We start from the raw sequence: 25969 nt of genomic DNA, 5'->3' as shown, positions 1-25969 counted from the left end.
GGTGTGTCCGGTCGTCTGCTCCGCATCCTGGCGTCGTTCGACCTGAGCCGGCCCGTGCGCAAGCCCGCCGAGCTCATGGAGGAGCTGGGTGTGTCGCGGGCCAGTATCTACCGCGACCTGAAGGCGCTGGAGGAGGCTGGGCTGCTGGAGCGCGTGGCTGACCGCGGTTATGCGCTGGGGCCGCTCATTGTCGAGCTGGACCGCCAGATACGGCTCGCCGACCCGCTGCTGCAGGCATCGGGCTCGCTGCTGCGCAAGCTGGCCGCGGACACCAAGGGGACCGTGCTGCTGTGCCGGGTGCACCGCGACAAGGTCTTGTGTATCCACCAGGAAGTGCCGGCCGAGTCCGTGACGCCGGTGAGCTACGAGCGGGGCCGCGCGATGCCCCTCTATCGAGGGGCGACGTCCAAGGTCATCCTGGCGCATCTTCCGCGGGCCGAGCTCGAGCGGCTGTGGCAACGCGACCGCGCCGCGATCATCGCGGCCGGTTTCTCGCCGAGCTGGAAGGGGTTCCTGGCCGAGCTCGAACCGTTGCGGGAGGCCAAGGCCTGCGTGACGCACAGCGAAGTGGACCCCGGACTGGCGGGCATCGCGGTCGCGCTGCTCGACGGCCAGCGCGTGCTGGGCAGCCTGAGCGTCGTCATTCCGCTCGCCCACCTTCCGCCCGGACGCAGCAAGGCCATGCTGTCCAAGGTCTTCTCGGTCGCTTCGTCGATCGAGTCGGCCCTTGAAAACGAACGCCTACGGGCAAGAAGCAGAAGATAAGAACCATGCAAGCGACATCCCATTATCCGGTCATCGTCCTCGGTGCCGGCCCGACTGGCTTGACCCTCGCCAACCTGCTCGGGATATACGGCGTGCGGACGCTGCTGCTCGAACGCAACGTGTCCACCGTGGACGAACCGCGAGCCGTGTCGATCGACGACGAGAGCCTGCGTACTGCGCAGGCCGCAGGACTGGTGGACGAGATCCTGCCCAGCATCGTCCAGGGCTATGGCGTGCATTATTTCTCGTGGGCAGGGCGCGAGTTCGCCCGTATCGAGCCGCAATCGGCGGAGTATGGGTTCCCCAAGCGCAACGCGTTCCGGCAGGCTGTGCTGGCCGCCCAGCTATGCGCCGGGCTGCGGCGCTTTCCCCATGTCGAGACCAGGTTCCAGCACGAGGTGCGCAGCTTCGTGCAGGACGGCGACAAAGTGACGCTACAGGTGGACCACCGCGGCACGCCGGTCACTTTCAGCTGCGATTGGCTGGTGGCCTGCGATGGCGGCCGCAGCGGCGTGCGCGAACAGTTGGGGATCGCCTTGTCGGGCAATACGTTCGCCGAGAAATGGCTGATCGTGGACCTGCTCGATCGCAAGACGCCATTCCGCCATACCCGGACCTATTGCGACCCCGTGCGACCCGCCATCCGCCTGCCCGGGCCGCAGGGCACCGTACGCTACGAGTTCATGCTCAAGGAGGGCGAGACGCCCGAGTATGTGCTCGATGAGCCGCGCCTGCGAGCCTGGATCCGGGACCGCGAGCCGCTCGATGCCGACCTGCCCATCGCGCGCAAGGTCGTCTACACCTTCCACGCGCGGCTGGCCGAGCGCTGGCGCGAGGGCCGCGTTTTCCTGGCCGGCGACGCTGCCCACTTGACGCCGCCTTTCGCCGGGCAGGGCATGAACAGCGGCGTACGCGATGCCACCAACCTGGCGTGGAAGCTGCACGCGGTCGTCGATGGCCGGCTCGGCCCGGACGTGCTCGACACCTATGAAACCGAGCGCAAACCCCACGCCTGGGCATTGATCAAGATGGCGATAACAATCGGACGCTACATGCAGCCAAAGTCGCGCCTGGAGGCGATGGCGGCGCAATGGGCGTTGAAGGCCTGCAGCCTGTATCCGCCGGCGCGTGACTACATCCTGCAGTTGAAGTTCAAACCCAAGCCGCGCTTTTCCGAAGGGTTCTTCCTGCCCTGCCGGGCGCCCGACGCGGCGGTCAAGGCAGGCCAGCTGTTGCCCCAGCCCCGCATGGAATGGCCGGGCGGTGCGCGGCGGCTACTGGACGAGGCGCTTGGCCCCGGGTTCGCGTGTCTGAGCTGGGCCGGCCGGCCGCTGGCGCCGGAGGTCGAGAGTCTGGCCGAGGCTACCGGCATGCGGCGGATAGAGATGGTGCGCGCCGAAGATGATTTTCCGTGGCCACCCGCGCCGGAACGGGAAGGCTGTATCGTCGTGCGCGATTGCGAACGCGTCATGCAGGATGTGCTCGCTGCAGCGGGGGCGCATGCCGTGCTGGTCAGGCCAGATCGCTACGTGCTGGCTTTTCTGGCGGACAGCGGAAAGGAGGACGCCGTTCGCCTGCAGGGGCTGTTCGACCGCTATGCCGCCGCGTCGAAGGCCGTGGTGGCGGATCAGTGCGCCGCCTGAACAGACAACAAGGAAGCAAACGGGACAACGCCGGCCTGCAGGGGCCGGTTCACCAGGCGACCTGGGCCAAGGGCGCGCCGTCTTCCTCCCATGGTCCCGACAGTTGTTCGGCGATCTGCTCGCGCACCCAGCGGTGCAGCGGACTCAAGTGCGTCCGGACGTGCCAGCCCATCGCCAATTCCATCTTGGGCAAGGCGTAGGGCAGGGGATAGCTTTTCAGGCTGGACAGCAGGCCGCGTGCCAGCGAGGCGGGGAATACCGCGACGAAGTCCGTCGAACGAAGAATGCGTTCGGCCACCAGGAAGCTGGTCACCGAGACCACCGTACTGCGCGACAAACCCAGGTGGCGCAGCATTTCATCGGTGGCATCGTCGAAGTCCCCGCCCAGCGGCGAGACGATGACATGTTGCATGGCCGACAGGGCCTTGGCCGTCAATTGTTTCTTCTGGTAGGGGTGGTCCCAGCGCATGACGCAGACGAACTGCTCCTCGTGCAGCGACCGCACGTGCAGCCGGTCTGGAAATGCCGATCGGCGCGTGATGACGATGTCCAGGTGGCCGGCTGCCATGTAGTGCTCGATGTCCGGCGCCATCATCCGGGTGGCGGCCACAAAGCCGATCTGTATGCCCGGCGCCGTCCTGCCCAGTGTTCCCAGCCATTTGGCCAAGCGGCATTGCGTCGCGTCGGTGGTGCCGATCAGGACGCGTCCCCGTGCCGTGGCCGGATCGAACTCGTTCGGCTGGACGATGGCGCGGAAGCCGTCGAGAAGCGCCGAGAGCCGCGGCGCCAGCTCCAGCGCCCGCGGAGTGGGGGTCATGCCGCGCGCGCCCGGGATCAGCAGGGGATCGTTGAACATGCGCCGCAGGCGGACCAGCTGCGCGGAAACCGCCGGCTGGCTGCTGTTCAGCTTGGCCGCCGCCTTGGTCACGTTGAGCTCGTCGAGCAGGGTCTCCAGGGTGAGGAGCAGGTTGAGGTCCACGCGCGCAGGCATCATCTAATCCTTATACCAAGAATCAAATCAATTGATTTCTATTATGCCTGTGGAAGGCGCAATATTCATTCACGGTCGATCAAGCAATACGTACATACCCTTGATTCTGGCCCGCAAATGAATCAGAAGAGATAAGGAGTTCACCATGAAAGTCTTCGCATATACCGCTCTCATCGCCGCTTCCATGATCGGCGCCGCCGCGCACGCCGATGCCGGCAACGACTACGCTAACGATTTCCCCCCTCCCGGGATCTCGACCACCCACGAACTGACCCGCGGGCAAGTGCTGGCCGAACTGGCCGAAGCCAAAGCCCATGGCGGCATCGTGTATGGCCAGGAAGGCTTCCCCGACGAGCCCAGGCAACAGAGCGCGCCAGTCAGCCGGGCTCAGGTCGTCAAGGAGCTCAAGCGGGCGGAACTGGCGCATCGCGCCGGGGGCCCGGGGGAATATCCCTTCAACATGTAGTTCCCCGCTGCCCAGGACGATGACGCTCCCGCACCGCGTGACCCCACCAGGGTTCCGCGTCGCCCGCCGGCTATCCGCCGGCGGGTTTTTTTTTATAGGCCTCAGTCGCCGAAGCGGTAGCCGATGTTGGTCAGCAGCAGCGTGTCGGACTTTTTCACGCCCGGCTGCGGATTGCTCATGTACCGGTTCGAAAGCGTGATCTTCAGCTCTATCTTCCTGGTGATGGAAGTGGTCAGGCCAGCATCGAATTGGATCCGGTATTCGCCGCTGTCGGTCAGGTTGGGATAGATGGCCAGGCGCTGGTGCAGCGAGGTGGTGTCCGAGATCTTGTGGTTAGATTCCTCGCCGAGCAGCAATTCCGCGGAGTTGCGCGTTTCCTCGGTGAATCGTTCGTGGTTATAGGCCAGGCCCGAGAACAGGTCGAACACCGTGCGGTCGTTCTTGATGATGTGGCGCCCGAGGCCGGCGGCCGCCACGCCGCGCAGATTCAGCTCCTGGAGCTTGTCGTGCTCGAGATCGAGCGAGCCGAAGCCGAACATGCGGTCGGTAATGTCGCGATCGTACTTGCCGCCCATTCGTAGCAGCTTGGCCGTTTCGGAGCGTTCGCCGTCTTCATCCTTTGTCCCGTACAGTCCGGTAAGGTTGAAGTTCAGGCGATCCATGGCAGTGGCACGGCCTGCGTTGGCTCCGATGTTCAGCGAAGTCGCGTCGGTATTGCCCGAGGCCAGGCTTGCCCCGGCACTGATCGAGCCGCGCCACTTGCCATCGGGCTCCAACGGGGGCTGGGCCCAAACCGGGCCGGCCACGAGCAGGAAGGCGATGGGAACAAGGCGTTGGGCGTGATGCATCGATGCGCTCCTAGGTTGTGCCGCGCCGCATGCGTTGCGCGTGCGGCAAGGCGTCCGCAATGACGGCGTGCCATTCGGAGGGTTGGACGAGCCCGCGGTCATGTCCGCACAGCGGCGGGAAGCCCGGGACGAGCTCGAAAGAGTGCGTCTAAGGACGCGATTGAATGCGGGCCGGCAGTTGCAACCAGCCGGATCGCGAGGTGGGCACGCCACTTGCCGGGCGTGTCCGGGGCGCGGCTGCGCCCAAGTGCATACCATACACCCCGTATGGCCGCGCTGCCAACGTAGAATGGCGGCATTGCCTTCCCGCGCGGACCGTTTTCGCTTCATGGACGCCATTTCTTCTTACTGGGAACGATTGGTTGCGTGGTTCAACGCTTCCGATACGCCCGCCCAACTCGTAACGACGCTGCTGGTGCTGATTGCCGCCACTTTCGCTACGCGGGCGGCCACGCGCTATTACCGCGGCAAAGGGTCCGGTTCGACCGAAGAGCGGCGCACGGGCTACCTCACGGCGCGCAACGCCATCGTGATCACCACGATGCTGCTCATGCTGTTCATCTGGGGCGGGCAGCTGCGCCATTTCGCGCTGTCAGTCGCGGCCCTGGCCGCCGCCGCCGCCATCGCGAGCAAGGAATACGTGATGAGCGCGCTCGGGTCGCTGATGCGGGCGACGCAGAGCACTTATTCAGTGGGCGACGTCATCGAAATCAACGGCTTGAAGGGCGAGGTACTGACTATCGACCTGTTCTCCACCGTGCTCCTCGAACAGGCGCCGTCAGGACTGGTCACCGGCCGCATCTGCCGGTTTCCCAACATGTTGCTGCTGCTCAATCCCGTGCGGACCATCTCGGCCATGGGCACCTTCGTACTGGAATCCGTCCGGATCCCGCTGGAGCCCGGCGACGACATTCCGGCGGCCCAGGCGCGGCTGCTCAAAGCGGGAAGAGAAGTGTGCGAGCCGTGGCTCCAGCAGGCCGACGTGCACTTCCGCCATATCGAGGGCGCCTACCTGATTGCGCTGCCGGCCAGCGAACCGCTGGCCGTGATCGAGCCGGTCGATCCCAAGCGGCTGGACATCGTGCTGCGATTCCCGTGTCCGAGCAACCGGCGCCTGCGCTCGGGACAGGAGATCCTGGAGAACTACTACCAGCAGGTGCGGGACGAAGGCGAGCGTCAGGGCGACCAGGGCCAGGGCGACCAGGGCCAGGGCGGTTGAGCCGCCGCTGTACACTGGCGGCTGCACCGTCCTCCAAGTCATGACTCAAGCTTCTTCTTTCCATGCGGATATCGTGGTCGCCGGCACCGGCATTGTGGGGTTGGCGGCTGCGCTCGCGCTGTCCCGCGGCGGGGCGCGCGTCGGCTTGCTTGGACCGCGTCCCGCGTTGCCCGCGCCCGAGCCGGGTCTTTACGACCCGCGTGTGTACGCGCTGTCGCCCGCGAGCCGGCAATTGCTGGCGGAGCTCGGCATCTGGGAAGCCCTTCCCGAAGATCGGATAACCGGCGTCCGGGCCATGGAAATCCTCGGTGACCGGCCCGCGTGGGGGGATCGCCCAGGGCATCTCGGCCTTTCCGCCTGGCAGGCCGGTTCCGACTATCTCGCGTGGATCGTCGAGTCGCGTGAACTCGAGCGTGTGCTGCGGCAAGCCGTGCAATGGTCCGGCGTACGCTGGACGACCGAGGATTTCGTCGGCCTGGAATGGCTGCCGGGCGCTTCCGGCATGGTCCTGCGGACCTCCGGGGGCCAGTCGCTGCAGACGTTGCTGGCGGTTGCCGCCGACGGGGCGGATTCCCGGCTGCGGCAGGCGGCGCAGGTTTCCGCCACCCGGTCCGACTACGGTGCGACCGGCGTGGTAGTGCATCTGGATGCCGAGTTGCCGCACCAGGAGTGCGCCTGTCAATGGTTTTCAGACGATGGCGTGCTGGCGCTGCTGCCCATGCCCGATACCGACGCCGGCCCCCAGGTGTCCATGGTGTGGTCGATGCATCGCGCGCAGGCCCGGGCCTTGTTCGCCCTGCCCGAGCAGGAGCGCGCCGCGACACTGGAGGCACGCCTGGACGCCGTGACCCGCGGCCGGCTGGGCCGGTTGCGCGTGCGCAGCCCCCTGTTCGGTTTTCCGCTCATGCTGCAGCATGCCTCGCCGCTGGCGAGCCGTGGCGTGGTGCTGGTAGGAGACGCGGCGCACGTGGTCCATCCCTTGGCCGGACAGGGGTTGAACCTCGGGCTGGGCGACGTGCAGGCGCTGGCCGATGTGCTGGGCGGCCGGGAGCCGTTCCGGGCGATCGACGATCCCCGCCTGCTGCGCCGCTACGAACGCGCGCGCGCCGAGCCCCTGCTGGCGATGCGCGTCGTGACCGACGGGCTGTTTCACTTGTTCGGTACGCGGGCGGCGCCTGTGGCGTGGCTGCGCAATGCCGGGCTCGATGTGGTGGACCGTCTGCCCTTGCTCAAGCGCCTGCTAGTGAACGGCGCCTCGGGGACATGACCAGCGGTGGGCCGCCGGAACCCGCCCCCGGGTAAGCCGGTCCACAGAACTACGTGGCAATGGAGGCAGGCGCGGTGGCGCATGCCAGGAAGGAGATCTCATGAAACGCTTGCTTATGTCCCTCTTGCTGACCGCGGCTGCCGCGCTGCCATGGTCGCCGGCCGCTGCTCAGGGCGCATCCGCGAAGGACGCCACGGCCGCGGAGGAAGCGGTCAAGCAACGTTTCCTGCAGCGCTTCGGACAGGTCGGCATCGAGGGCGTGGCCCGCACGCCTTATGGCCTCTATGAAATCCGTATCGGGTCGGAACTGGTCTATACCGACGAGAAAGTCAGCTTCGTGCTCGACGGCAATCTCATCGATGCCGCTACCAAGAAGAACGTCACGCGAGAGCGCAAGGAGCAGCTGCTGGCCGTGAAATTCAACGATCTGCCCCTGAACCTGGCCATCAAGCAGGTGCGCGGCAACGGCTCGCGGCGCATCGCCTTGTTCGAGGATCCCAATTGCGGTTATTGCAAGCAGCTGCGGCGTTCTATGCAGGGGATCGACAACGTCACCATCTACACCTTTCTCTATCCCATCCTGTCGCCCGACTCCACCACCAAGTCGCAGGCGGTCTGGTGTTCGGCGGACCGCGGCAAGGCCTGGGACGATTGGATGCTGAACGGCAAGGCGCCCAAGGCAGCGGCCTGCGACGCGCCGATCAAGGACCTCTTGGCCCTGGGCCGCAAGCTGCGGGTGGACGGCACGCCCACCATCATTTTCGGCGACGACACCCGCGTGGGCGGGGCCATCCCCGCCGATCGGCTGCGCCAGAAACTGGACTCCATGAAGGCAGGCTAGGCGCGCCCCCGGCCGCTGGCGGGCCCGGTCCGTTGCCGGCGCTACGCCTGCCGCGCTAGCGAGCAGGCGCAGGCACGCCTTCGTCCTTGGGCCAGAGTACCCAGAGCCGGCTCGGCTGCTTCATCCGGCCCGCCATCTCGCCGGCTTCCTGGCCGAAACCCCAGAACAGGTCTACTCGCGCCGGCCCCTTGATGGCCGAGCCGGTATCCTGCGCCAGCGCGGCGAGATTCATGGGCTGCCGCGAGTTCGGTTGCGTAGTGGCGAGAAAGACCGGGGTCCCGAGCGGGACAATGGACGGATCCACGGCAACCGACCGGTGGGGCGTCAAGGGCAGGCCCATGGCTCCCTTGGGACCTTCGGTCGGGTCGATCACCGCCTCTTCACGGAAAAAGACCACGGCGGGGTTGGCGTTCAGCATTTCCTTCACGCGTCCCGGATTGCGCTGCGCCCACGTGCGTATGCCTTGCATCGAGGCCTGCGCCATGCTCAGTTCTCCCTTGTCGATCAACCACTTTCCTATCGAGATGTAGGGATGGCCGTTGTGGTCGGCATAGGCGAGCCGGATGGTGCTGCCCTGGCCGGGCCCGGTATCAAGGATGGCGCGGCCGGTGCCCTGTACCTGCAGGAAAAACGCATCGACCGGGTCGTCCACCCAGACGATGGCGGGTGGCTGCCGCTCGGGACGCTCGATCTCGCTGCGCGTATCGTAGGGAACGACCCGCTTGCCATCCAGCTTGCCTCGTATGCGCTTGCCTACCAGTTCGGGGTAGAGGGAGCCCAGGTCGATGGTCAGCAGGTCGGTCGGAACCGCGTAGAGCGGCCACTGATAGGCCCCGCCGCGTTCGCGCGACGCGTGCACCAGCGGCTCGTAGTAGCTGGTCGCCAGGCTGACGGCCTGCTCGCCGCCGGGGCCGCGTACGGACCACGGCTGCAGCCATTGCTCGAGGAAGGCGCGTACCTGCTCCGCCGGCGGGGCGGTCGGCAGTTCACGGGCGGCAGCGCACGTGCGCTGCCAGGCATAGGGGTCGGCCAGGGGCGGCGCGGTATTGGATATCGGGCTGCCCGTGCGCTGCATGATGGAGCGGCAGTTGGCCATGAAAGGGCGCCACAGCGAGTCGACCGGATCGGTCTTCCAGCCGGGCAGCTGCGTCCAGGACGCCCGGGAGAAATGCTTGCTGCTCTGTAGCGCCGGCCGGTTCGCGGGGCGCGGTACGGGCGCAGGCAAGGGCCGCACGCTGTCGGGTTCCGGCGTTGCGGTGGGAGGCTGCGCGGGAGCCGTCGGCACAGCGGGCGCCGGGACGCCGGGAGAAGGGGGGGCCGAACCGGGAGGCTGGGCGCAGCCCGCGACGAGCGCGGAGAACGCAAGCGCGGACAGATGGAAGCGGTTAAATTCAGGACAATGCAAGGTTTTCGCAACGAAATCGCGAAGGGACATTATGTGGTTGCTCCTGCTGGAAGCGTTTCTGGCGCTTTCCTTACTGGTGTTCATCGTGGCCTGGACCATGTGGCCGAAAAAACGGCCTCCCCTACGCGCTGACGCACGCCCCGCAGGGGGCGATGCTGGCGGACCGGCGGAGCCGGATCCGCGGCATCCTGGCCCTAAACAAGGGGATTAGGCGGTCTCAGTGCAAGGTGCGGGGCATGGCCAGGACGAACTCGGGGATCTCGACTTCGAACGGCATGCCATTCTCGCCCACGCAATGGTAGGTGCCGCGCATGGTGCCGACTGGCGTGGAGAGCGGGCAGCCGCTGGTGTATTCGAAGCTTTCGCCCGGTTGCAGCAGGGGTTGCTGGCCGACCACGCCCAGGCCTCTTACTTCTTGCTGCTGCTGGTTGCCGTCGGTGATGATCCAATGGCGGCTGATGAGCTGAGCCGGCTCGGAGCCCGTATTGGTGATGCGGATGGTGTACGCAAAGACATACTGCCGCTGGTCCGGGTCGGATTGGTCCGCCAGGTAGCGAGGCTGTACGGTTACCGTGAATTCATGAGATTTCATGCGTGCGCCATGGGGAGATGACAAGCTTCTAAAATGGGATGCATCGGGCCGGACCGGGGTCCGCGCGGGCAGCGTCCCGGCGTCTCCGGCACATGGCCCTCGTAAACGGAACATCTTATGCCAGCCTTTACCACTTCCGGGCCTGCCTCCACGCGCATCGCCCCTAGCATTCTATCCGCCGATTTCGCCCGCTTGGGGGAAGAGGTGCGCAATGTCGTAGCCGCGGGTGCGGATTGGATACATTTTGACGTAATGGACAATCATTACGTTCCCAACCTCACCATCGGCCCCATGGTCTGCGAAGCCATCCGCCCCCACGTGCAAGTGCCCATAGACGTGCACCTGATGGTCGAGCCGGTAGATGCGCTCATTCCCATGTTCGCGAAGGCGGGGGCCGACGTCATCACCTTTCATCCCGAGGCCTCGCGCCATGTCGACCGCACGCTAGGACTGATCCGCGACCAGGGCTGCCAGGCCGGGCTGGTATTCAATCCGGCGACGCCGTTGGACTGGATGGACCATGTGATGGATAAGCTCGACCTGGTCCTGCTGATGTCGGTCAACCCGGGTTTCGGCGGCCAGAGCTTCCTGCCTTCCGCGCTCGACAAGCTGCGCCAGGCACGGGCACGGCTGGACCGCTACCAGGCCGATACCGGGCGGACCATTCTGCTGGAGGTCGATGGCGGAGTGAAGGCGGACAACATCGCCGAGATCCGTGCCGCGGGCGCCGACACCTTCGTTGCGGGCTCGGCCATCTTCGGCAAGCCGGACTACGCGACCGTGATCAAGGAACTGCGGATGCAGATCGCCAAGGGCGACTCGTCCTACGCCTGAGAGGCCGCCTACCATGACAACCAGGAGCCCGGCATGACCTTCCGCGCGGTATTGATCGATCTTGACGGGACGCTGGTGGACTCCGTGCCGGACCTGGCGCGCGCGGCGAATGCCATGCGTGTGGAATTTGGCCTGGACCCCTTGCGGGAAGATGTCATCGCCAGCTTCGTCGGCAAGGGCATCGAGAATCTGGTGCATCGCGCGCTGTCGGACAGCATGGACGGGCGCGTCGAGCAGGAGCGTTTTCCGGCCGCGCTGCAGGCATTCCGCGACGCCTATCACGTCGTCAACGGCGAGAAAGCCCGGATCTTCGACGGCGTGCTCGAGGGCCTGCAGGCCATGAAGGCGCTGGGGCTGAGGCTTGCCGTCGTGACCAACAAGCCGGCCGAGTTCACCATGCCGTTGCTCGAGCGCATCGGCCTGCGCGCCTTTTTCGACGCCGTGGTCAGCGGCGACAGCGTGGCCCGCAAGAAACCCGACCCGATGCCCATGCTGCATGCCTGCTCGTTGCTCGGGGTGGAACCGGCCGAGGCCGTGGTGGTGGGTGACTCCATGAACGACGCCTCGGCGGCAAAGGCTGCGGGATGCCGGGTCCTGCTGGTGCCTTACGGCTACAACGAAGGGCGAGACGTGCACGCGGTGGAGTGCGATGGTATAGTTTGCTCGCTTGTGGACGCCGCGCGGTGGATTTCGCAATCCCAGGTCCTGTCCCGGACCACGGTGGTGCCGCCAGCCTCGTACTAGTCTTTCCCGAGGGTTCTTTCCCGTATCTTATGGTTGCCATGACTCGGTCGTTCGCCCAATCCTGCGCCTGGTGGCGTTGGTGGCGTTCGTCTGCCGGGTGGTGGTGATTCTCTCCGGCCGCAAGTCAGCACGCTGACCGGCCACGCAAGCAAGCATCCCGATACGAATCTTCCCCCGCCCGAGTCCTGCCGGACCGTCGGGGCGTGCGTCCTTGTGCGATCCGGACACGGTCTTCGCCGGCGTTGCAACGATCATCACAAGACGAGGTTCGCATGACAGAAGTCGAATTCCAGGCCCTGGCTTCCCAAGGTTTCAATCGCATCCCGCTGGTGTCGGAGACGTATGCCGACCTGGACACGCCCCTGGGGCTGTATCTGAAGCTGGCGCAGGGCGGGCCGCAGCGCGGGGCCATGAGCTGCCTGCTCGAATCCGTGGTGGGCGGCGAGCGCTTCGGCCGCTACTCATTCATCGGCCTGCCTGCGCGTTCTTTCATCCGTGCCCGCGGCCGGGATGTCGAAGTGGTCACCGATGGCGAGGTGGTCGAACGCCACCAGGGCGACCCGCTGAGTTTCATCGCGGATTTCCAGAAGCGCTTCAAGGTCGCGCTGCGTCCCGGCATGCCGCGTTTCGTGGGCGGGCTCGCCGGGTACTTCGGACATGACATGGTGCGCCACATCGAGCCGCGACTCGGGCCTTGCACCAAACCCGATCCGGCCGGGATGGGCGATCCGGTTCCCGACCTGTTGCTGCTGCTGATCGATGAACTGGCCATCATCGACAATCTGAGCGGGCGCCTCTACCTGATGGTGTACGCCGATCCGTCCGAGCGCGAGGCCTATGCCCGTGCCAGGACCCGGCTGCTGGAATTGCGGGCGCAGTTGCGGCGGCCGGTAGAGATCCCTTATAGCCAGGCCAGCATGGTGACCGACACCCGCCGCGATTTCCAGAAGGCGGATTACCTCGCCGCGGTGCGCAAGGCCAAGGAATACATTGCCGCCGGCGACCTGATGCAGGTGCAGGTAGGGCAGGTGATTGCCAAGCCATTCCGCGATTCGCCGCTGTCGCTGTACCGGGCGCTGCGCTCGCTCAACCCCTCGCCGTACATGTATTTCTGGAACTTCGGCGATTTTCACGTCGTCGGGTCCTCGCCCGAAATCCTGGTACGCCAGGAGACCGTGCAGGAGCAGGGCGCCTCTCGCAGCCGCGTGACCATCCGTCCGCTGGCCGGGACGCGACCGCGCGGCGGGACGCCTGAGGAAGACGCGGCCCTGGCCGAAGAGCTACGGGCCGATCCCAAGGAAATCGCCGAGCATGTCATGTTGATCGACCTGGCCCGCAACGATGTCGGTCGCATCGCCGAGATCGGATCGGTACAAGTAACCGACCAGCTTGCCATCGAGCGCTACTCGCACGTCATGCACCTCGTCTCGAACGTAACCGGCGTATTGCGCCAGGACTTCAGCTCGATGGACGTGCTGCGCGCCACGTTTCCGGCCGGTACCTTGTCCGGGGCGCCCAAGGTGCGCGCGCTGGAGCTGATCGACGAACTCGAGCCGGTGCGCCGCTGCGTGTATGGCGGAGCCGCGGGCTATTTGAGCTATGGCGGGGAAATGGACCTGGCGATCGCCATCCGGACCGGGGTTATCAAGAACGGCACGCTGTATGTGCAAGCGGCTGCCGGCGTGGTGGCGGATTCCGAGCCCGAGAAGGAATGGCTGGAGACCGAGGCCAAGGCGCGCGCTGTGTTGCGCGCGGCCGAGCAGGTGCAATTAGGGCTGGATGACCCGGTCTGAGCCGCACAGCGCGGCGCCCTGGCTCAGGCCAGGCCTACGCCTCGCATGACCAGCTTGAGCACGGAGGCGACCACGAAGACCGCCGCCACGCCGGCCATCCACAGGGCCACCAGCCATGCGAGCCGGCGCGCCCAGGTGCGGCGCGTGGCCGCCATCAATGGTAGCCCTCGCCGTGCCGCACCTTGCCCCGGAACACCCAGTAGCTCAAGGCCGTGTACATCAGCACGAAGGGAATGATCAGCAGCGCCCCCACCAGCGCGAAGCCCATGCTCTGCGGCGGGGCGGCGGCATCCCAGATCGAGATGGAGGGCGGGATGATGCTGGGCCACAAGCTGATGCCCAGGCCGCTGTAGCCCAGGAAGACGAGCGCGAGCGTCAGCAGGAAGGGCCAGGCATGGCCCTCGCCGCGCAGCGTGCGCAGCAGCTGCCAGGTGACCAGCAGCACCAGCACCGGCACCGGCGCGAACCAGACGATATTGGGAAAGCTGAACCAACGCTCCGCAATGGGCGGGTGCGCCAGCGGGGTCCATACGCTGATGACGCCGATGGCCGCCAGCGTGATCCACGTCAGCCACGCGGCAATGCGCCGCATCCGCGCTTGCAGCTCGCCTTCCGTTTTCATGACCAGCCAGGTGGCGCCCAGCAGCGCATAGGCGCACACCAGGCCGAGGCCGGTGAACAGCGGGAACGGCGCGATCCAGTCGAAGGCGCCCCCGGCGTACTGGCCGTCCTGCACCGGCAGGCCGTTCAAGTATGCCCCCAGCGTGACGCCCTGGCAGAACGTGGCAAGCAGCGAGCCGCCCACGAATGCCCAGTCCCAACGCCGGCGTTCATGGTCGCGGACCTTGAAGCGGAACTCGAAGGCCACGCCGCGGAAAATGAGCCCCACCAGCATCAGGATCAAGGGCAGGGTGAGCGCGCTCAATATGACGGAGTAGGCCAAGGGGAAGGCGGCCAGCAGGCCGGCGCCGCCCAGCACCAGCCAGGTTTCGTTGCCGTCCCAGACCGGCGCGACCGTGTTCATCATGACGTCCCGTTCATCCTTGTCCGGAAAGAACGGGAACAGGATGCCTATGCCCAGATCGAAGCCGTCCATGATGACGTACATCATGATGCCGAACAGGATGATCACTGCCCAGACCAGTGGAAGGTCAATGCCCATGACGCGGCTCCTCTGACGTGGATCCTTCGGACTCGCCCTCTTCCTGTGCCGCGGACAGCGGCCGCATCGGCTGCCGGTGCTCCCCGGGGCCGCCGCTGGGCGGGCGCCGGGTTTCGTCCAGTACCGGTCCCTTGGCGATGAGCCGCAGCCCGTATGCCGTGCCCGCGCCGAATACTGCCAGGTAGACCACCACGAAAAGCAGCAAGGTAAATGCCAGTTGGCCGGTAGTGTGCTGCGGCGTGACGGCATCGGCGGTACGCAACAGGCCGTAGACCGTCCAGGGCTGGCGGCCGATTTCGGTGGTGTACCAGCCTGCCAGGATGGCGGCCAGACCGGCGGGCGACATGGCCAGCGCGAATCGAAGGAACGGGCGGGAAGTGTAGAGCCGGGCCGAACGCCGCAGCCACAGGCCGCTCAGGGCCAGCGCAATCATCAGCAGACCCAGGCCCACCATGAGGCGGAAGGTCCAGAACACGATGGTCGAATTGGGCCGGTCTTCCGGCGGGAAATCCTTCAGTGCGGGAACTTCGCCGTCCCAGCTGTGCGTCAGGATCAGACTGCCCAGCCGCGGAACCTCGACTGCGTAGCGGGTGGTTTCAGCCGCCATGTCAGGCCATCCGAACAGGATCAGCGGCGTGCCCGCGCCAGGCGCCGCGCGTTCCCAATGGCCTTCCATCGCCGCAAGCTTGGCGGGCTGGTGCTCGAGCGTATTGAGCCCGTGCAGATCCCCCACGATGGCCTGGAGCGGGGCTGCGGCCAGCAGCATCCACATGGCCATCGACAGCATGGTTCTTATCGGCGCGCCGTCGCGGCCGCGCAGCAGATGCCAGGCGGCTGTCCCACCCACCATCAGGGCCGTGGCCAGGTAGGCGGCGATCACCATATGGACCAGCCTGTACGGGAACGACGGATTGAAAATAACCGCCATCCAATCGACCGGCACGACTTGTCCATTGATGATCTCGTGCCCCTGGGGTGTCTGCATCCAGCTGTTGGATGCCAGGATCCACGTGGCGGAGATCAGCGTCCCGACCGCGACCGCCAAGGTCGACACGAAATGCAGCCCGGGTCCCACGCGCTTGAACCCGAACAGCATGACGCCCAGGAAGCCCGCTTCGAGGAAGAACGCGGTCAGGACCTCATAAGTAAGCAGCGGGCCGGTAATGCTGCCGGCAAATCGTGAGAAATTGCTCCAGTTCGTGCCGAACTGGTAGGCCATTACGATGCCGGAGACGACCCCCATCGCAAAGGCCACGGCGAACACCTTGAGCCAGAAGTGGTACAGGTCGATGTAGGCCTGCTTGCGCGTGCGCAGCCACAAGGCCTCGAGCACCACCAGGTAGCTTGCCAGCCCTATCGTGAGGGCCGGGAAGATGATGTGGAAGGAAATGGTGAACCCGAACTGGATCCGGGCGAGCAGCAGGGCGTCCATGATGGGCCCGGCTCAGCGCCGCGAACAGGCTGTAACGCCGGCCCCGGATGCGCGGGGAACCGCGGGGAATCGTCCGGCGGGACCGCTCGGCTTGACCTTGCCATCGCTCATGACACCTCCTGCTGGCGGGTGGGATGGGAGGGCGGCTTCACCCTGGCAGGGTTAAGTGTGCCGTCATCGACCGCGAAGCTCAAGCAATAGTGTTCATGCGGGCGGGCAGGTGTTCCGCCTGGCACACAGTGACAGGGCGCCCCGAGGCCGGTCCGTCGTCCGCCTGGCGTTCCCGATCAGCGTGTGCCCCGCCGCGGGTTCGGCGTCTATGTGCCGACGAGGACGTCTCCGGCCGACTATTGAAGATCCGTATAAACACATTGGTGTCATCGCATAGTCATGCGCTTGGCGCCCCACCTATCATCGCCGGGCGGTAGATACAACAGGCACAGCCAATCGAGGAGACCCGCGCATGAAAAACCGATATATCGGCATGGCATTCGCCCTTTCCGTCATGCTCCCCCTGCAGGCCATGGCGGGCAAGTGGCCTACGGGGCCGGTCCGATGGATCGTCCCTTACCCGCCCGGCGGTGGCAACGATGGCATCAGCCGGCTGATCGCGCACGAAATCGAGCAGCGAACGGGGGCGTCAGTGGTGGTGGACAACAAGGGCGGCGCCAACGGCACCATCGGTATCAATGCCCTGCGCCAGGCCGTCCCCGACGGGCATACCGTATCGACGGTTCCGTCCGGGCCGCTGGACGTCAATCCTACGCTCAACAAAACCGTCCCCTACGACCGCGACAAGGACTTCTCCTATGTCGGCTCCATGATCAAGTTTCCCTTATTCCTCGTTGCCTCCCACCGGTCAGGGATCAAATCCGTCACGCAGCTCGTTGAACGGGCGCGGCTCCATCCTGACAAGCTGACGTACAGCTCGGCGGGCATCGGCAATAGCACCCACCTTGCCGGGGCTCTGCTAGGGCAACTGACGGGCACCCGTCTTTTGCACGTTCCGTATACCGGAACCGGTCCTGCCGCGGTAGCCGTCGTGTCGGGCGAAGTGGACCTGACGTTCGGGTCGGGGCCGTCGATCATGCCTATGGTCCAGGCCAACAAGGTTCGTCTTCTCGGGGTAGCGGAGTCGGCCCGCCTCGCCAACATGCCCGACGTGCCGACGGTTGCGGAACAAGGCGTGCCCGGTTTCGAGGCATTTTCCTGGGCGGGGGTAGTCGCCCCGGCTGGCATCAAGGCTGATGTCCTCGATGACATCAGCCGGACTATATTCGAGATCGTCTCCGATCCTGCATTCCAGAAGAAAGTCTATGAATACGGCATGGTGCCTATGCCCGGGACCAGCCAGGCGTTTCGGGCGGTGGTAGCCCGCGATGCGGAAAAATGGGGGAGGCTGATCAGGGAGGCCGGGATAACGGCTCAATAGCCGGCCGCATCAGCGGAGACAAGCTTCCGATCCAGGGGAATTCCGGCATGTCAGGGCACGCCGTGCCGCCGCAGGCTTCCCGGGCTTGTCATCCGTTCATGTACCCGAGGCTATGAAGCACGATTTCAACATCAAACTGATCGACTATCTCGAGGCGCTGATCGAAGAGCGCCACGTTTCAAACGCGGCCATGCGCGTAGGCATCAACCAGCCTGCGATGAGTCTTGCACTGAAGCGCCTGCGTGAAATCCTCAATGACCCGATCTTCGTCAAGACGGACAACGGGTACATCGCCACGGCTGCGGCCATCGAAGTCCTGGAGGAGCTGCGCACGGCTCGCAATGTCATCAACCGGTCCCTGCACAATCGACAAATCTTCAGTGCGGACGACGCCGACATGGATTTCGTCGTCGCCGCCAGCGAATCCATCGCGGTCTACTTCCTGCCCCGCGTGGTTGAGCGCGTTGCATCGATCAACCCCAATATACGCATCAAATGCCAGCATCTGGACCTGGCGACGATCAAGAGCCACCTGGAAGACGGGCGCGTAGATCTCATGCTGAGCTATGCGCACGATGTGCCGCAGGCGTTGCGGCACAGCCCGCTCGCCAAGGATACGGTGGTCGGGGTGAAGTCCCGCTCCAACTCGGACATCGATGGGCGCGCGACCATGGACCAATACCTCGCTCATGGTCATGTCTATCACGAGATCCTGCCGAACCGCGGGTCGTCCATCGAAGTCGAGATCGACCGCTATCTTCTGATGAACGGCTTGTCGCGCCGCAAGGCGTGCACCGTTTGCTCCACGCCTGCCACGGTTGCTACCGTCGGCCATACGAGGCTGATCGCAGCCATGCCTAAGACGGTCGCGCTGCTGCTGGCCGACAGCATGCACATCGAGACCTTCCGGCTTCCGTTCGAGCTGGCGCGCATATCCATAGGCATGTACTGGCACGAGCGCAGCCATGGCCTGGGATCCCACCGCTGGATGCGGCAGATTCTCAAGGAAGTCGCAGACCTGGTTTACCCACCGTGATGCAGGGCCGGGCGGTATCGCCGGCCGTCTACTTTCCCCTGATGAGGTCGAGCCCTATGTTGCAGGACGAATATGTCGACATCGAAGTCCCGGCCGGCTGCGCACGAGGCCTGCGCGTAGACGATGTCCTGGTCTTCAAAGGCCTTCCGTACGCGTTGGCGCCGATTGCGGAAAGAAGGTTCCAGCCTCCGGTGCCCATGGCTCGATGGGCCGGGCGCTTTGACGCGACGCGCGAGCCTTTCATCGCGCCGCAACCGCAGTCCCGGGTATCGAAGGTAACGGGGGAAAACAGCGGGCCGCAAAGCGAGGATTGTCCCAATCTCACCATCTATACCCCGGCCGCAGATGGCCAGAGGCGGCCAGTATTGGTCTGGCTGCACGGCGGGGCGCATACGACAGGGGGCGGTTCGCTGGCGTGGCATGCGGGACATGTTCTCGCACGGGCGGGCGATTTGGTCGTGGTATGCCCGAATTTCCGTTTGGGCGCCCTCGGGTTTCTTTATCTTCCCGGTATTTCGGAGGGTAATCTCGGCCTGCTCGACCAGGTCGCGGCGCTGGAATGGATACGGGAGAACATTCATGCCTTGGGTGGCGATCCGGGCAACATTACCATCGCGGGACAGTCCTCGGGCGCAAGCTGTGTCGCGCACCTGACCGCCATGCCGCAAGCAGCGGGGTTGTTCCGCCGGGCCATTATCCAGAGCGCCCCGCTCGGGCGGCCGGAGCGGCCGCCGGAAGAGGCGGCGGAGCAGGGGGAGCAGTTCCGCAAGCATTTGATGGGCGGCGGGGAAGGAGGCGACCTGAGGTCCGTGCCCGTCGATGCACTGCTGCGGGCACAGGCTGCCTATGCACAAGCCCTGCCGCCCGCGCCTCTGGGAGCGACCAACCTTCCTTTTATGCCGGTCGTGGATGGCCGCGCTGTTCCTTCGCTGGGCGCAGTTGCGCACGGCGCCGGTTGTGACCTGATCATCGGCTTTACTCGGGAGGAAATGGCCACCTTCCATGCCGGCGACGAGCGCCTGGCCCATCTCACGCGGGATGATGCTTTGGGGTCGATGCGGCACTTCACGGACCATGCCGAGCGGGTCTACCGCCACTATGGCCGCTACCGGGCCAGCACGTCCCCGCGTGCGATTCTGGCCGACATGCTGACCGCCAGAATCTTCGGGATCCCCAGCCTGGAACTGGCGCGGCGCTATGCCGATGCCGGTCATTCGGTATACGCGTACCGGTTCGACTGGCAGTCGCCCGCCGGCTTCGGCGCGTGCCATTGCCTGGATATCCCGTTCGTCTTCAACAATCTTGACGTGTGGGCACGGTCGCCCATGTTGCTTGGCGTAGACCGCGAAGCATTCCGCGGCCTCGCGGCCAAGGTCCAGGGAGCATGGGCGGCGTTCGCACGCCATGGCGATCCGAATCAATCCGGCGACATGCCCGAGTGGCCGGCGTACTCCGCCGCGATGCCGTCTGTCATGCGCCTGGCATCGATGGTGGAAGCCGGCCCGCTGCCATGTCTGGCCCCTGGTGATGCATTCAACCGGGCATAGTTTCGTCCGGCCAGCAAAGCGGCGCGCGGCCAAGCAAGGCGTTATCTAAATCGCATATATCCACATTGACGTCACCGCATTTTTCGTAGAGGGAGAATCCCCTACCATGCCGGTGCGATCTTGCTTTCGCCTACAAGGAGAGCCGTCCATGAAAGCGTACAAAATGGCCATCATCGACCTGTCGCCCGAAGAAATGGAAAAGCGGGTTGCAAGGTTTGACTCGCTCAAGTATCCGCCGAACCGCTATCACGACAGCCAGCTGCCCGGCAATAAACGCAAGAACTACCTGGTGGTTGGGCGCGGCCTGATCGCGGAAGGAGCGACCGACCCGATGTCGGCCATTCCGGTCGATGAAGGTTTCCAGCTGTCGTATATCAAGGCTGAGCCCGGCAACGGTCCGAGCTTGCACAACCATGACACCAACGAGACCTTCACGTGCCTGGAAGGAAAGTGGAAGGTGATCTGGGGCCGAAATGCCGAGCACTCCGTCGTGCTGGAAAAGTACGACGTCTGTTCGGTACCTCCCTTCGTTCCTCGGCGCTTCGAGTGCGTCGAACCGGAACCGGGCAAGACAGAAGGCCTGCTCCAGGCGATACAGCCAGGCAACATCGCACAAGTCGAATGGGTCTGACGCTTCGGTGACCTTTGCGTTGGCCGGGCATATTGATGGAGGGAGACGGATTCATGCAAGAACGAATGAAGGTATCGGAGTGGTTGGCCTCCGAAATCAAGCAGAGCGACATTACCCACGTGTTCTTCGTCGAGGCAATCTTGCGCAACACGTTGCTCGCGTTGGTCAGGCAGGGCGTCAAGCCGATTCTTGCGCACTCGGAAGCAGCCGCGGCGTATATGGCCGACGGCTACTCGCGCATTGCCCGCAAGCCGGGAATATGCATGTCGCAGTCGGTAGGGGCCGCGAACCTGGCCGCGGGTCTGCAAGATGCATGGCTGGGGAAAGGCCAAGTGTTGGCCATCACCGGCCGAAAACCGCAGGCCCATCAGTTCCGTAACGCCTACCAGGAGATCGACCATCGCAAGGCGTTCTCGGCCACGGCAAAGATTTCCCTGCACGCAGAGTCTCCCGAGATGGTTCCGAGGGTGCTTGCCCAGGCTTGGCGCGCACTGCACGACGGCAAGATGCAGCCCGTGCATATCGACGTGGAAGGGCTGATGGGCGAGCACGTCGAGAACGGGGAGGTCGAGCCGGTCCAGTCGCCATTGCTTGCACAAATCCGGTTCGAGGTGCAGCGGCCTTCCGACGAACGCGCGCGCGAGTGTGCCGAACGGGTGCTGGCAGCGCGCAAGGTGGTGATCGTCGCCGGGTACGAGGCGGCGTACTGCCGGGTCGGGACCCTCGTGCTCGAACTGGCGCGGGCATTGCAGGCTCCCGTGGCAACCACGGTGGGCGCCAAGGCGCTGATCCCGACCGATGACCCGCTGAATATCGGCACCGTAGGCAGCTACGGGATGGCCGTTACCAACGAGGTGGTTCACGAGGCCGACGTGGTGATCGCTATCGGCTGTCAGTTGAGCGACCAGAACACGCATGGCTGGCGGGTCATTCGCCCAGGGCAGACGGTCGTGCAGCTCGACCGTTGCCTGGACGACATAGGCAAGTCGTATCTCAAGACCGTCGCATTGGTGGGAGACCTTCGCAGTTCGATTACCGCACTGGGCAAAGCCGTCGCCGCGCACGGGGCCGAGCGAGACGCCGCCTTCGCCCACGAGGCAGCCAACCGTATGCAGGCCTGGCGGCACACGGCGCGAGAGCTTACGGAAAGCAACAGCCACCCCATCCGGGTGGAGCGCATTATTCATGAGATCTGCCGAGCCCTGCCGGAGGACGGCATTCTGGTGGCCGATACCGGGTACTCGGCGATCTGGTCCAGTGTGTATGCCGGCCTGAACGGTACCCGACAGGAATACCTCCGCGCTGCAGGCTCGCTCGGCTGGGCGTTTCCGGCGGCATTGGGGGCTAAATGCGCCGCAGGGGGCAGAAAGGTCGTCTGCTTCGCGGGTGACGGAGGCTTCTACTATCACGTTGCAGAGATCGAAACTGCGCTGCGCAACGATATTCCCCTGGTAGTCGTCGTGAACAACAACTCCGGCTTCGGCCAGGACTCGGTCAATATGTATGCCAAAGGCATGAGCCGGGAGGATGTCCATTTGCTGGCGGGGTTTGATCCCGTCTCGGTGGCAGCGGTCGCCAAGGGCTTCGGTGCCAATGGAATGCGCGTCACGCGGCCGGAGGACCTTCGGCCCGCCATCGAGGCAGCGCTGCAAAGCAATACGCTGACGATCGTCGAAGTGACCACGCCGATCGACATGGCCGCGCCGGAGGCCTGGGCGCCGCCGGGCTGAGGCGGACAAGGAAGCGCGATTTTTCCATGTAGCAAATTTGGCGCGGTGTCCCATAACTGAGAGGCGGCGGTGTGCTGCTTTATGGTGCCCGCGCACTGTTTTGGTATGAGCAGTGCCGCTACCGGTGCACGGCGCCAAGGCCTCGCGCGTGTGACCGGTTTCGCTGTGGTAGGTGGAATAACAAAAATAGTGTTTTAACCATTATTGGCACAATCCTTGCCTGTCCCTCGTTGCGGTTCCAGATGCGCCTGCAATCGTTTCGACAAGGGACAAGGGTTCATGGATTTCCTGGTAAAGCTTGCCTGCGCGGTGCGCAGGTCGTCCGGCCTCATGCGGGCCCGGGCATGGATTGCAGTGGGCATTCTGGCGGCCGTTGCGCCCGCGCAGGCTGCCGAGCAGGTCAAGGTCCGGCTCGATTTCCTGCCCTATGGGCTGCATGGGCCGTTCTACCTGGCCCAAGAGAAGGGCTGGTTCAAGGAAAAGGGCCTGGAAGTCGAGATCGAGGACGGCAATGGTACCGGCCCCGCCTTGGCGCTGATGGCCGCCAATAAGTACGACATCGCCCAGATCAGCCTCGGGGCGCTGCCCATCGCGCGTGACAAGGGCATGCCGGTCAAGGCCATCGCTGCGATCCTGCGCAAGGGCGACTGGGGCCTCGTGGTGGACGAGAAGAGCGGGATCAAGACGCCGCGAGACCTGGAAGGCAAGACCATCCTGTATTCGGCCGGCTCTGCCGAAACGCCCTTCATCGACATCTATCTCAAGCGGGTAGGCGTGGACAAGGCCAAGGTGAATATGGTGAATGTCGACCTGTCGGCCAAGATCGCGTCATATATGGGAGGCAAGGGCGACGCCATGCTGTCCGCGGTACCGCTCTATACGATCAAGGGCCTGACCCCGCGGCCTTCGCATGGCATCCTGTTTTCCGAAGCGGGTATCAACGTCCCCAGCTTCGGCCTGGTCGCGAACGAGGCCACGATCGCCAAGCGGCCACAGGTGCTGCAGGATTTCGTGGCGGTATTCCAGCGCGCCTGGAACGAAGCGCGCACCAGCGCCGGCGCCGACGAGGCGGTGGCCGCGTTGATCAAGCATCGTCCCAATGCCAAGCTGAACCCGGCACTGATGAAGGCGCAGATCGAAGCCGTCTATCCCTATCTGAGCACGGAGGCGTCGCAGGGCAAGCCCTTGCTGTGGATGCCGCCCTCCGATTGGAAAGATGCGGTAGACGTGATGGCCGACCTCAAGCTGATCAAGGCGGGCACGCGTCCCGAAAGCATCTACACCAACCAATTCGTTCCGGGGCTCTGACCATGGCTTCGATGGCGGCTCACGCCGACGCACCCGCGCCGGCACACCTGCAGTTGCGCAACGTCGGCAAGGTCTACCATTCCATGAACGGCGACCTGACGGCGTTGGCCAATGTGAACCTGGATGTGCGGGAGGGCGAGTTCCTGAGCCTGCTGGGCCCTAGCGGCTGCGGCAAGAGCACGGTGCTGCGTTGCCTCGCGGGCCTGGAAGACGCTTCCTCGGGCCAGGTCATGGTCAACGGCAAGGCGGTCAGCGGCCCGCCGGAAGGGCTCGGGGTGGTGTTCCAGCGCGACGTGCTGCTGGACTGGCGCACGGTCATGGACAATGTGCTGCTGCCATTCGAGTTCGCCGGGCGCCGCAAACTGACTGACATGAAACCGCATGCCATGCAGCTACTGCGCATGGTAGGGCTGGGCGCCTATGCCGATCGATACCCGTGGGAGCTGTCTGGCGGCATGCGGCAGCGGGCCGCCATTTGCCGGGCGTTGGTGGATGAGCCCGCGCTGCTGCTGATGGACGAGCCCTTCGGTGCGCTCGACGAATTTACGCGCGACCAGCTCAACCTCGAGCTGCAGCGCATCTGGGCCGAAACCCGCAAGACTGTAGTGTTCATTACGCACAGCATCGCCGAAGCCATCATGCTGTCCGATCGTGTCGCGGTCATGGCGCGCAATCCGGGCCGCATCGTGGAAGTGATCGAGATCGACCTGCCGCGCCCGCGGACCTTGATGGACCGGGACTCGGCCCGGTTCAGCCAGTACAGCGCGCACATCCGGGCCATATTCGACCGCATGGGACACGCCGCGCAATGATGAACGCCAGGAACGCCAACGAGGCCGTCATGGCCGCGACATCCCGACCCCGCCCGGTGCGCCGCCGCGCCTGGTCCTCCTCCTGCTATACCGCCGCGACCGTGGCGGCGCTGCTGCTTGCCTGGGAAGCCGCGTGCCGTATCTTCGATATCGGCGCCTATCTGCTGCCGACGCCGACCGAGGTCATCAAGACCATCGCCGACGATCCCGTATTCCTGCTGGGCCACACGGGTGCGACGGCGGCTGCCACGATTGCCGGCTTCGTGCTGGCAGTGATCGTCGGTGTGGCGCTGGCCGTGGCCATCGTCTATTCACGCCTGCTCGAGAAGACCTTGTTCACCTCGCTGGTCGCCTTCAATGCGATCCCGAAGGTCGCCATTGCTCCGCTGTTCATCATGTGGGTGGGCACCGGCATCGAGTCCAAGGTGCTCATGGCGTTCCTGATCGCGATCTTTCCCATCATCGTCGATACGGTGGCGGGCCTGCGGTCGGTGGATCCGGCGCAGCTCGACCTGGCCCGGACCTATCGTTCGTCGCATTTCAAGATGTTCTGGAAGATCCGATTTCCCAATGCGCTGCCCGGCATCTTCGCGGGCATGAAGGTGGGCATCACATTGGCGCTGATCGGTACCATCGTCGGCGAGTTCGTCGGCTCGAACCGCGGCCTGGGATTCGTGGTGCTGCAGGCGCAGGGAACCTATCAGACACCACTGGTATTCGCCGCCATCAGCGTGCTGTCGGTGCTGGGCGTCGTGCTGTTTCATCTCATCGACCTGGCCGAGCGGCGCTTGCTGCCCTGGCACGTATCGCACCGTGGGGCCAAGCCATGACGCCAGGCGTGCACGATGCCCTGCTGGTGATAGACGTGCAGCACGATTTTGTGGATGGCTCGGTGGCCATTCCCGATGCGGCTGCCATTATCCCGGTCGTCAATCGGGTCAGCCCGCTGTTTCGCCACGTGGTCTTTACGCTCGACTGGCATCCGCCTGGCCACGTGTCGTTTGCCAGTTCCCATCCCGGCGCGCGTTCCGGCGACGTGGTCAGCGTGGCGTATGGCGAGCAATCCGTACATGCGCAGCATTGCGTGCAGGGCCAGCCAGGTGCGCGTCTGCATGATGCCTTGGACCTGCGCGCGGCCAGCATGTTGCTGCACAAGGGCTGCCAGCGCGACATCGATTCCTTTTCGGCTTTTGTCGAGAACGATCGCCGCACCTCTACCGGATTGGCGGCCTGGCTGCGCGAACGCGGCGTCTCGCGGGTGTTCCTGGCGGGACTGGCGCTGTACGGGTGCGTCCGCATGAGCGCATTGGATGCCATTGCAGCCGGGTTCGAAAGCGTGATCATCGACGATGCCTGCCGCGCACGGCCCTCTCCCCGCAATGACGACTATGCCAGGCAGTTCGAAGCGGCCGGCGTAGCGCGTATTGCGTCGGCGCGGCTGGTGGCGGCATCCGCCGCCGCAGCATAGATA

At 64.9% G+C, this 25969-nt stretch carries 25 protein-coding genes; 18 read left to right on the top strand and 7 right to left on the bottom strand.

Translation table 11 applies throughout. The annotated features are described in order from the left end of the window. The first annotated feature begins 3 nt into the window (after window positions 1-3). Together QHC78_RS08785 and QHC78_RS08780 are read left to right on the top strand one after the other, a co-directional pair. A complete protein-coding gene (locus tag QHC78_RS08785) occupies window positions 4-765 on the top strand; it encodes an IclR family transcriptional regulator (RefSeq protein WP_319743545.1) in 762 nt (253 codons plus the stop codon). A 5-nt stretch (window positions 766-770) separates the two neighbouring features. Then, complete coding sequence (locus tag QHC78_RS08780; protein WP_319743543.1) at window positions 771-2408, top strand: bifunctional 3-(3-hydroxy-phenyl)propionate/3-hydroxycinnamic acid hydroxylase; 1638 nt, start codon at window positions 771-773, stop codon at window positions 2406-2408. Between the two features lie 49 nt (window positions 2409-2457). On the opposite strand, the gene QHC78_RS08775 is transcribed toward QHC78_RS08780, so the two are convergent. After that, window positions 2458-3402: a LysR family transcriptional regulator gene (locus QHC78_RS08775; protein WP_319743541.1), complete on the bottom strand. Its 945-nt coding sequence runs from the start codon at window positions 3400-3402 to the stop codon at window positions 2458-2460. Window positions 3403-3544: 142 nt separating this feature from the next. Between QHC78_RS08775 and QHC78_RS08770 the strand changes: the two genes are divergently transcribed. After that, window positions 3545-3865, top strand: a complete 321-nt coding sequence (locus QHC78_RS08770; RefSeq protein WP_319743539.1) for a DUF4148 domain-containing protein — start codon at window positions 3545-3547, stop codon at window positions 3863-3865. Between the two features lie 101 nt (window positions 3866-3966). Here the strand turns inward: QHC78_RS08770 and QHC78_RS08765 are convergent, their stop codons facing one another. After that, window positions 3967-4713 carry a DUF481 domain-containing protein gene (locus tag QHC78_RS08765; RefSeq protein ID WP_319743537.1) on the bottom strand — a complete coding sequence of 249 codons (747 nt, stop codon included), beginning with the start codon at window positions 4711-4713 and terminating at the stop codon, window positions 3967-3969. A 328-nt stretch (window positions 4714-5041) separates the two neighbouring features. On the opposite strand from QHC78_RS08765, the gene QHC78_RS08760 reads away from it, so the two are divergent. The 3 genes from QHC78_RS08760 (at window position 5042) to QHC78_RS08750 (ending at window position 8040) form a co-directional block, all read left to right on the top strand. Continuing rightward, window positions 5042-5932, top strand: coding sequence for a mechanosensitive ion channel family protein (locus tag QHC78_RS08760; RefSeq protein WP_319743535.1), 891 nt, complete (start codon window positions 5042-5044; stop codon window positions 5930-5932). Window positions 5933-5972: 40 nt separating this feature from the next. Then, window positions 5973-7199, top strand: coding sequence for an FAD-dependent monooxygenase (locus QHC78_RS08755; RefSeq protein WP_319743533.1), 1227 nt, complete (start codon window positions 5973-5975; stop codon window positions 7197-7199). Between the two features lie 100 nt (window positions 7200-7299). Continuing rightward, complete coding sequence (locus QHC78_RS08750) at window positions 7300-8040, top strand: DsbC family protein (RefSeq protein ID WP_319743530.1); 741 nt, start codon at window positions 7300-7302, stop codon at window positions 8038-8040. A 55-nt stretch (window positions 8041-8095) separates the two neighbouring features. Here the strand turns inward: QHC78_RS08750 and mltA are convergent, their stop codons facing one another. Then, a complete protein-coding gene (mltA, locus tag QHC78_RS08745; protein ID WP_319743528.1) occupies window positions 8096-9475 on the bottom strand; it encodes a murein transglycosylase A in 1380 nt (459 codons plus the stop codon). 187 nt (window positions 9476-9662) lie between these two features. After that, entirely contained in the window at window positions 9663-10037 is a 375-nt protein-coding gene (gene apaG, locus QHC78_RS08740; RefSeq protein WP_319743526.1) for a Co2+/Mg2+ efflux facilitator ApaG/CorD, read from the bottom strand. A gap of 117 nt (window positions 10038-10154) precedes the next feature. On the opposite strand from apaG, the gene rpe reads away from it, so the two are divergent. The 3 genes from rpe to QHC78_RS08725 all read left to right on the top strand — a co-directional run bounded on the left by rpe (window position 10155) and on the right by QHC78_RS08725 (window position 13408). Continuing rightward, window positions 10155-10871, top strand: a complete 717-nt coding sequence (gene rpe / locus QHC78_RS08735) for a ribulose-phosphate 3-epimerase (RefSeq protein ID WP_319743524.1) — start codon at window positions 10155-10157, stop codon at window positions 10869-10871. A gap of 33 nt (window positions 10872-10904) precedes the next feature. Continuing rightward, window positions 10905-11615: a phosphoglycolate phosphatase gene (locus QHC78_RS08730; RefSeq protein ID WP_319743522.1), complete on the top strand. Its 711-nt coding sequence runs from the start codon at window positions 10905-10907 to the stop codon at window positions 11613-11615. Window positions 11616-11887: 272 nt separating this feature from the next. Beyond that, window positions 11888-13408: an anthranilate synthase component I family protein gene (locus QHC78_RS08725; RefSeq protein ID WP_319743520.1), complete on the top strand. Its 1521-nt coding sequence runs from the start codon at window positions 11888-11890 to the stop codon at window positions 13406-13408. A 23-nt stretch (window positions 13409-13431) separates the two neighbouring features. On the opposite strand, the gene QHC78_RS08720 is transcribed toward QHC78_RS08725, so the two are convergent. Genes QHC78_RS08720 through QHC78_RS08710 form a run of 3 tightly spaced genes read right to left on the bottom strand, consistent with a single transcriptional unit; the run spans window position 13432 to window position 16002 of the window. Continuing rightward, the gene (locus QHC78_RS08720; RefSeq protein ID WP_319743518.1) at window positions 13432-13563 is read right to left on the bottom strand and encodes a DUF2474 family protein; all 132 of its coding nucleotides are present in this window, start codon (window positions 13561-13563) and stop codon (window positions 13432-13434) included. Next, window positions 13563-14570, bottom strand: a complete 1008-nt coding sequence (cydB, locus tag QHC78_RS08715; protein WP_319743516.1) for a cytochrome d ubiquinol oxidase subunit II — start codon at window positions 14568-14570, stop codon at window positions 13563-13565. Before cydB ends, QHC78_RS08720 begins: the two co-directional genes overlap by 1 nt. Further along, window positions 14560-16002 (bottom strand): cytochrome ubiquinol oxidase subunit I, encoded by a 1443-nt coding sequence (locus QHC78_RS08710; RefSeq protein WP_319743514.1) that lies wholly within the window; start codon window positions 16000-16002, stop codon window positions 14560-14562. The genes cydB and QHC78_RS08710 overlap by 11 nt, the downstream gene beginning before the upstream one ends. A 463-nt stretch (window positions 16003-16465) precedes the next feature. On the opposite strand from QHC78_RS08710, the gene QHC78_RS08705 reads away from it, so the two are divergent. The 9 genes from QHC78_RS08705 (at window position 16466) to QHC78_RS08665 (ending at window position 25966) form a co-directional block, all read left to right on the top strand. Beyond that, window positions 16466-17434, top strand: a complete 969-nt coding sequence (locus QHC78_RS08705) for a Bug family tripartite tricarboxylate transporter substrate binding protein (RefSeq protein ID WP_319743512.1) — start codon at window positions 16466-16468, stop codon at window positions 17432-17434. Window positions 17435-17546: 112 nt separating this feature from the next. Further along, entirely contained in the window at window positions 17547-18470 is a 924-nt protein-coding gene (locus tag QHC78_RS08700; protein ID WP_319743511.1) for a LysR family transcriptional regulator, read from the top strand. A gap of 56 nt (window positions 18471-18526) precedes the next feature. After that, a complete protein-coding gene (locus tag QHC78_RS08695; protein ID WP_319743509.1) occupies window positions 18527-20017 on the top strand; it encodes a carboxylesterase/lipase family protein in 1491 nt (496 codons plus the stop codon). Window positions 20018-20165: 148 nt separating this feature from the next. Beyond that, window positions 20166-20648 carry a cupin domain-containing protein gene (locus QHC78_RS08690; protein ID WP_319743508.1) on the top strand — a complete coding sequence of 161 codons (483 nt, stop codon included), beginning with the start codon at window positions 20166-20168 and terminating at the stop codon, window positions 20646-20648. Between the two features lie 53 nt (window positions 20649-20701). Then, window positions 20702-22378, top strand: a complete 1677-nt coding sequence (locus tag QHC78_RS08685) for a thiamine pyrophosphate-binding protein (protein WP_319743506.1) — start codon at window positions 20702-20704, stop codon at window positions 22376-22378. 279 nt (window positions 22379-22657) lie between these two features. Next, window positions 22658-23686, top strand: a complete 1029-nt coding sequence (locus tag QHC78_RS08680) for an ABC transporter substrate-binding protein (RefSeq protein WP_319743505.1) — start codon at window positions 22658-22660, stop codon at window positions 23684-23686. Between the two features lie 2 nt (window positions 23687-23688). Further along, a complete protein-coding gene (locus QHC78_RS08675) occupies window positions 23689-24498 on the top strand; it encodes an ABC transporter ATP-binding protein (protein WP_413816437.1) in 810 nt (269 codons plus the stop codon). Further along, the gene (locus tag QHC78_RS08670) at window positions 24495-25328 is read left to right on the top strand and encodes an ABC transporter permease (protein ID WP_319743503.1); all 834 of its coding nucleotides are present in this window, start codon (window positions 24495-24497) and stop codon (window positions 25326-25328) included. The genes QHC78_RS08675 and QHC78_RS08670 overlap by 4 nt, the downstream gene beginning before the upstream one ends. Beyond that, on the top strand, window positions 25325-25966 hold the full coding sequence (locus QHC78_RS08665; RefSeq protein ID WP_319743502.1) for an isochorismatase family protein: 642 nt from the start codon (window positions 25325-25327) through the stop codon (window positions 25964-25966). Before QHC78_RS08670 ends, QHC78_RS08665 begins: the two co-directional genes overlap by 4 nt. The last annotated feature ends 3 nt before the right edge of the window (window positions 25967-25969 follow it).

The organism is Pigmentiphaga sp. (assembly GCF_033795525.1).
Lineage (GTDB): Bacteria > Pseudomonadota > Gammaproteobacteria > Burkholderiales > Burkholderiaceae_B > Pigmentiphaga.
Note: the sequence above shows the minus strand (reverse complement) of the source record. Positions and strands in the feature narration are given on the sequence as shown.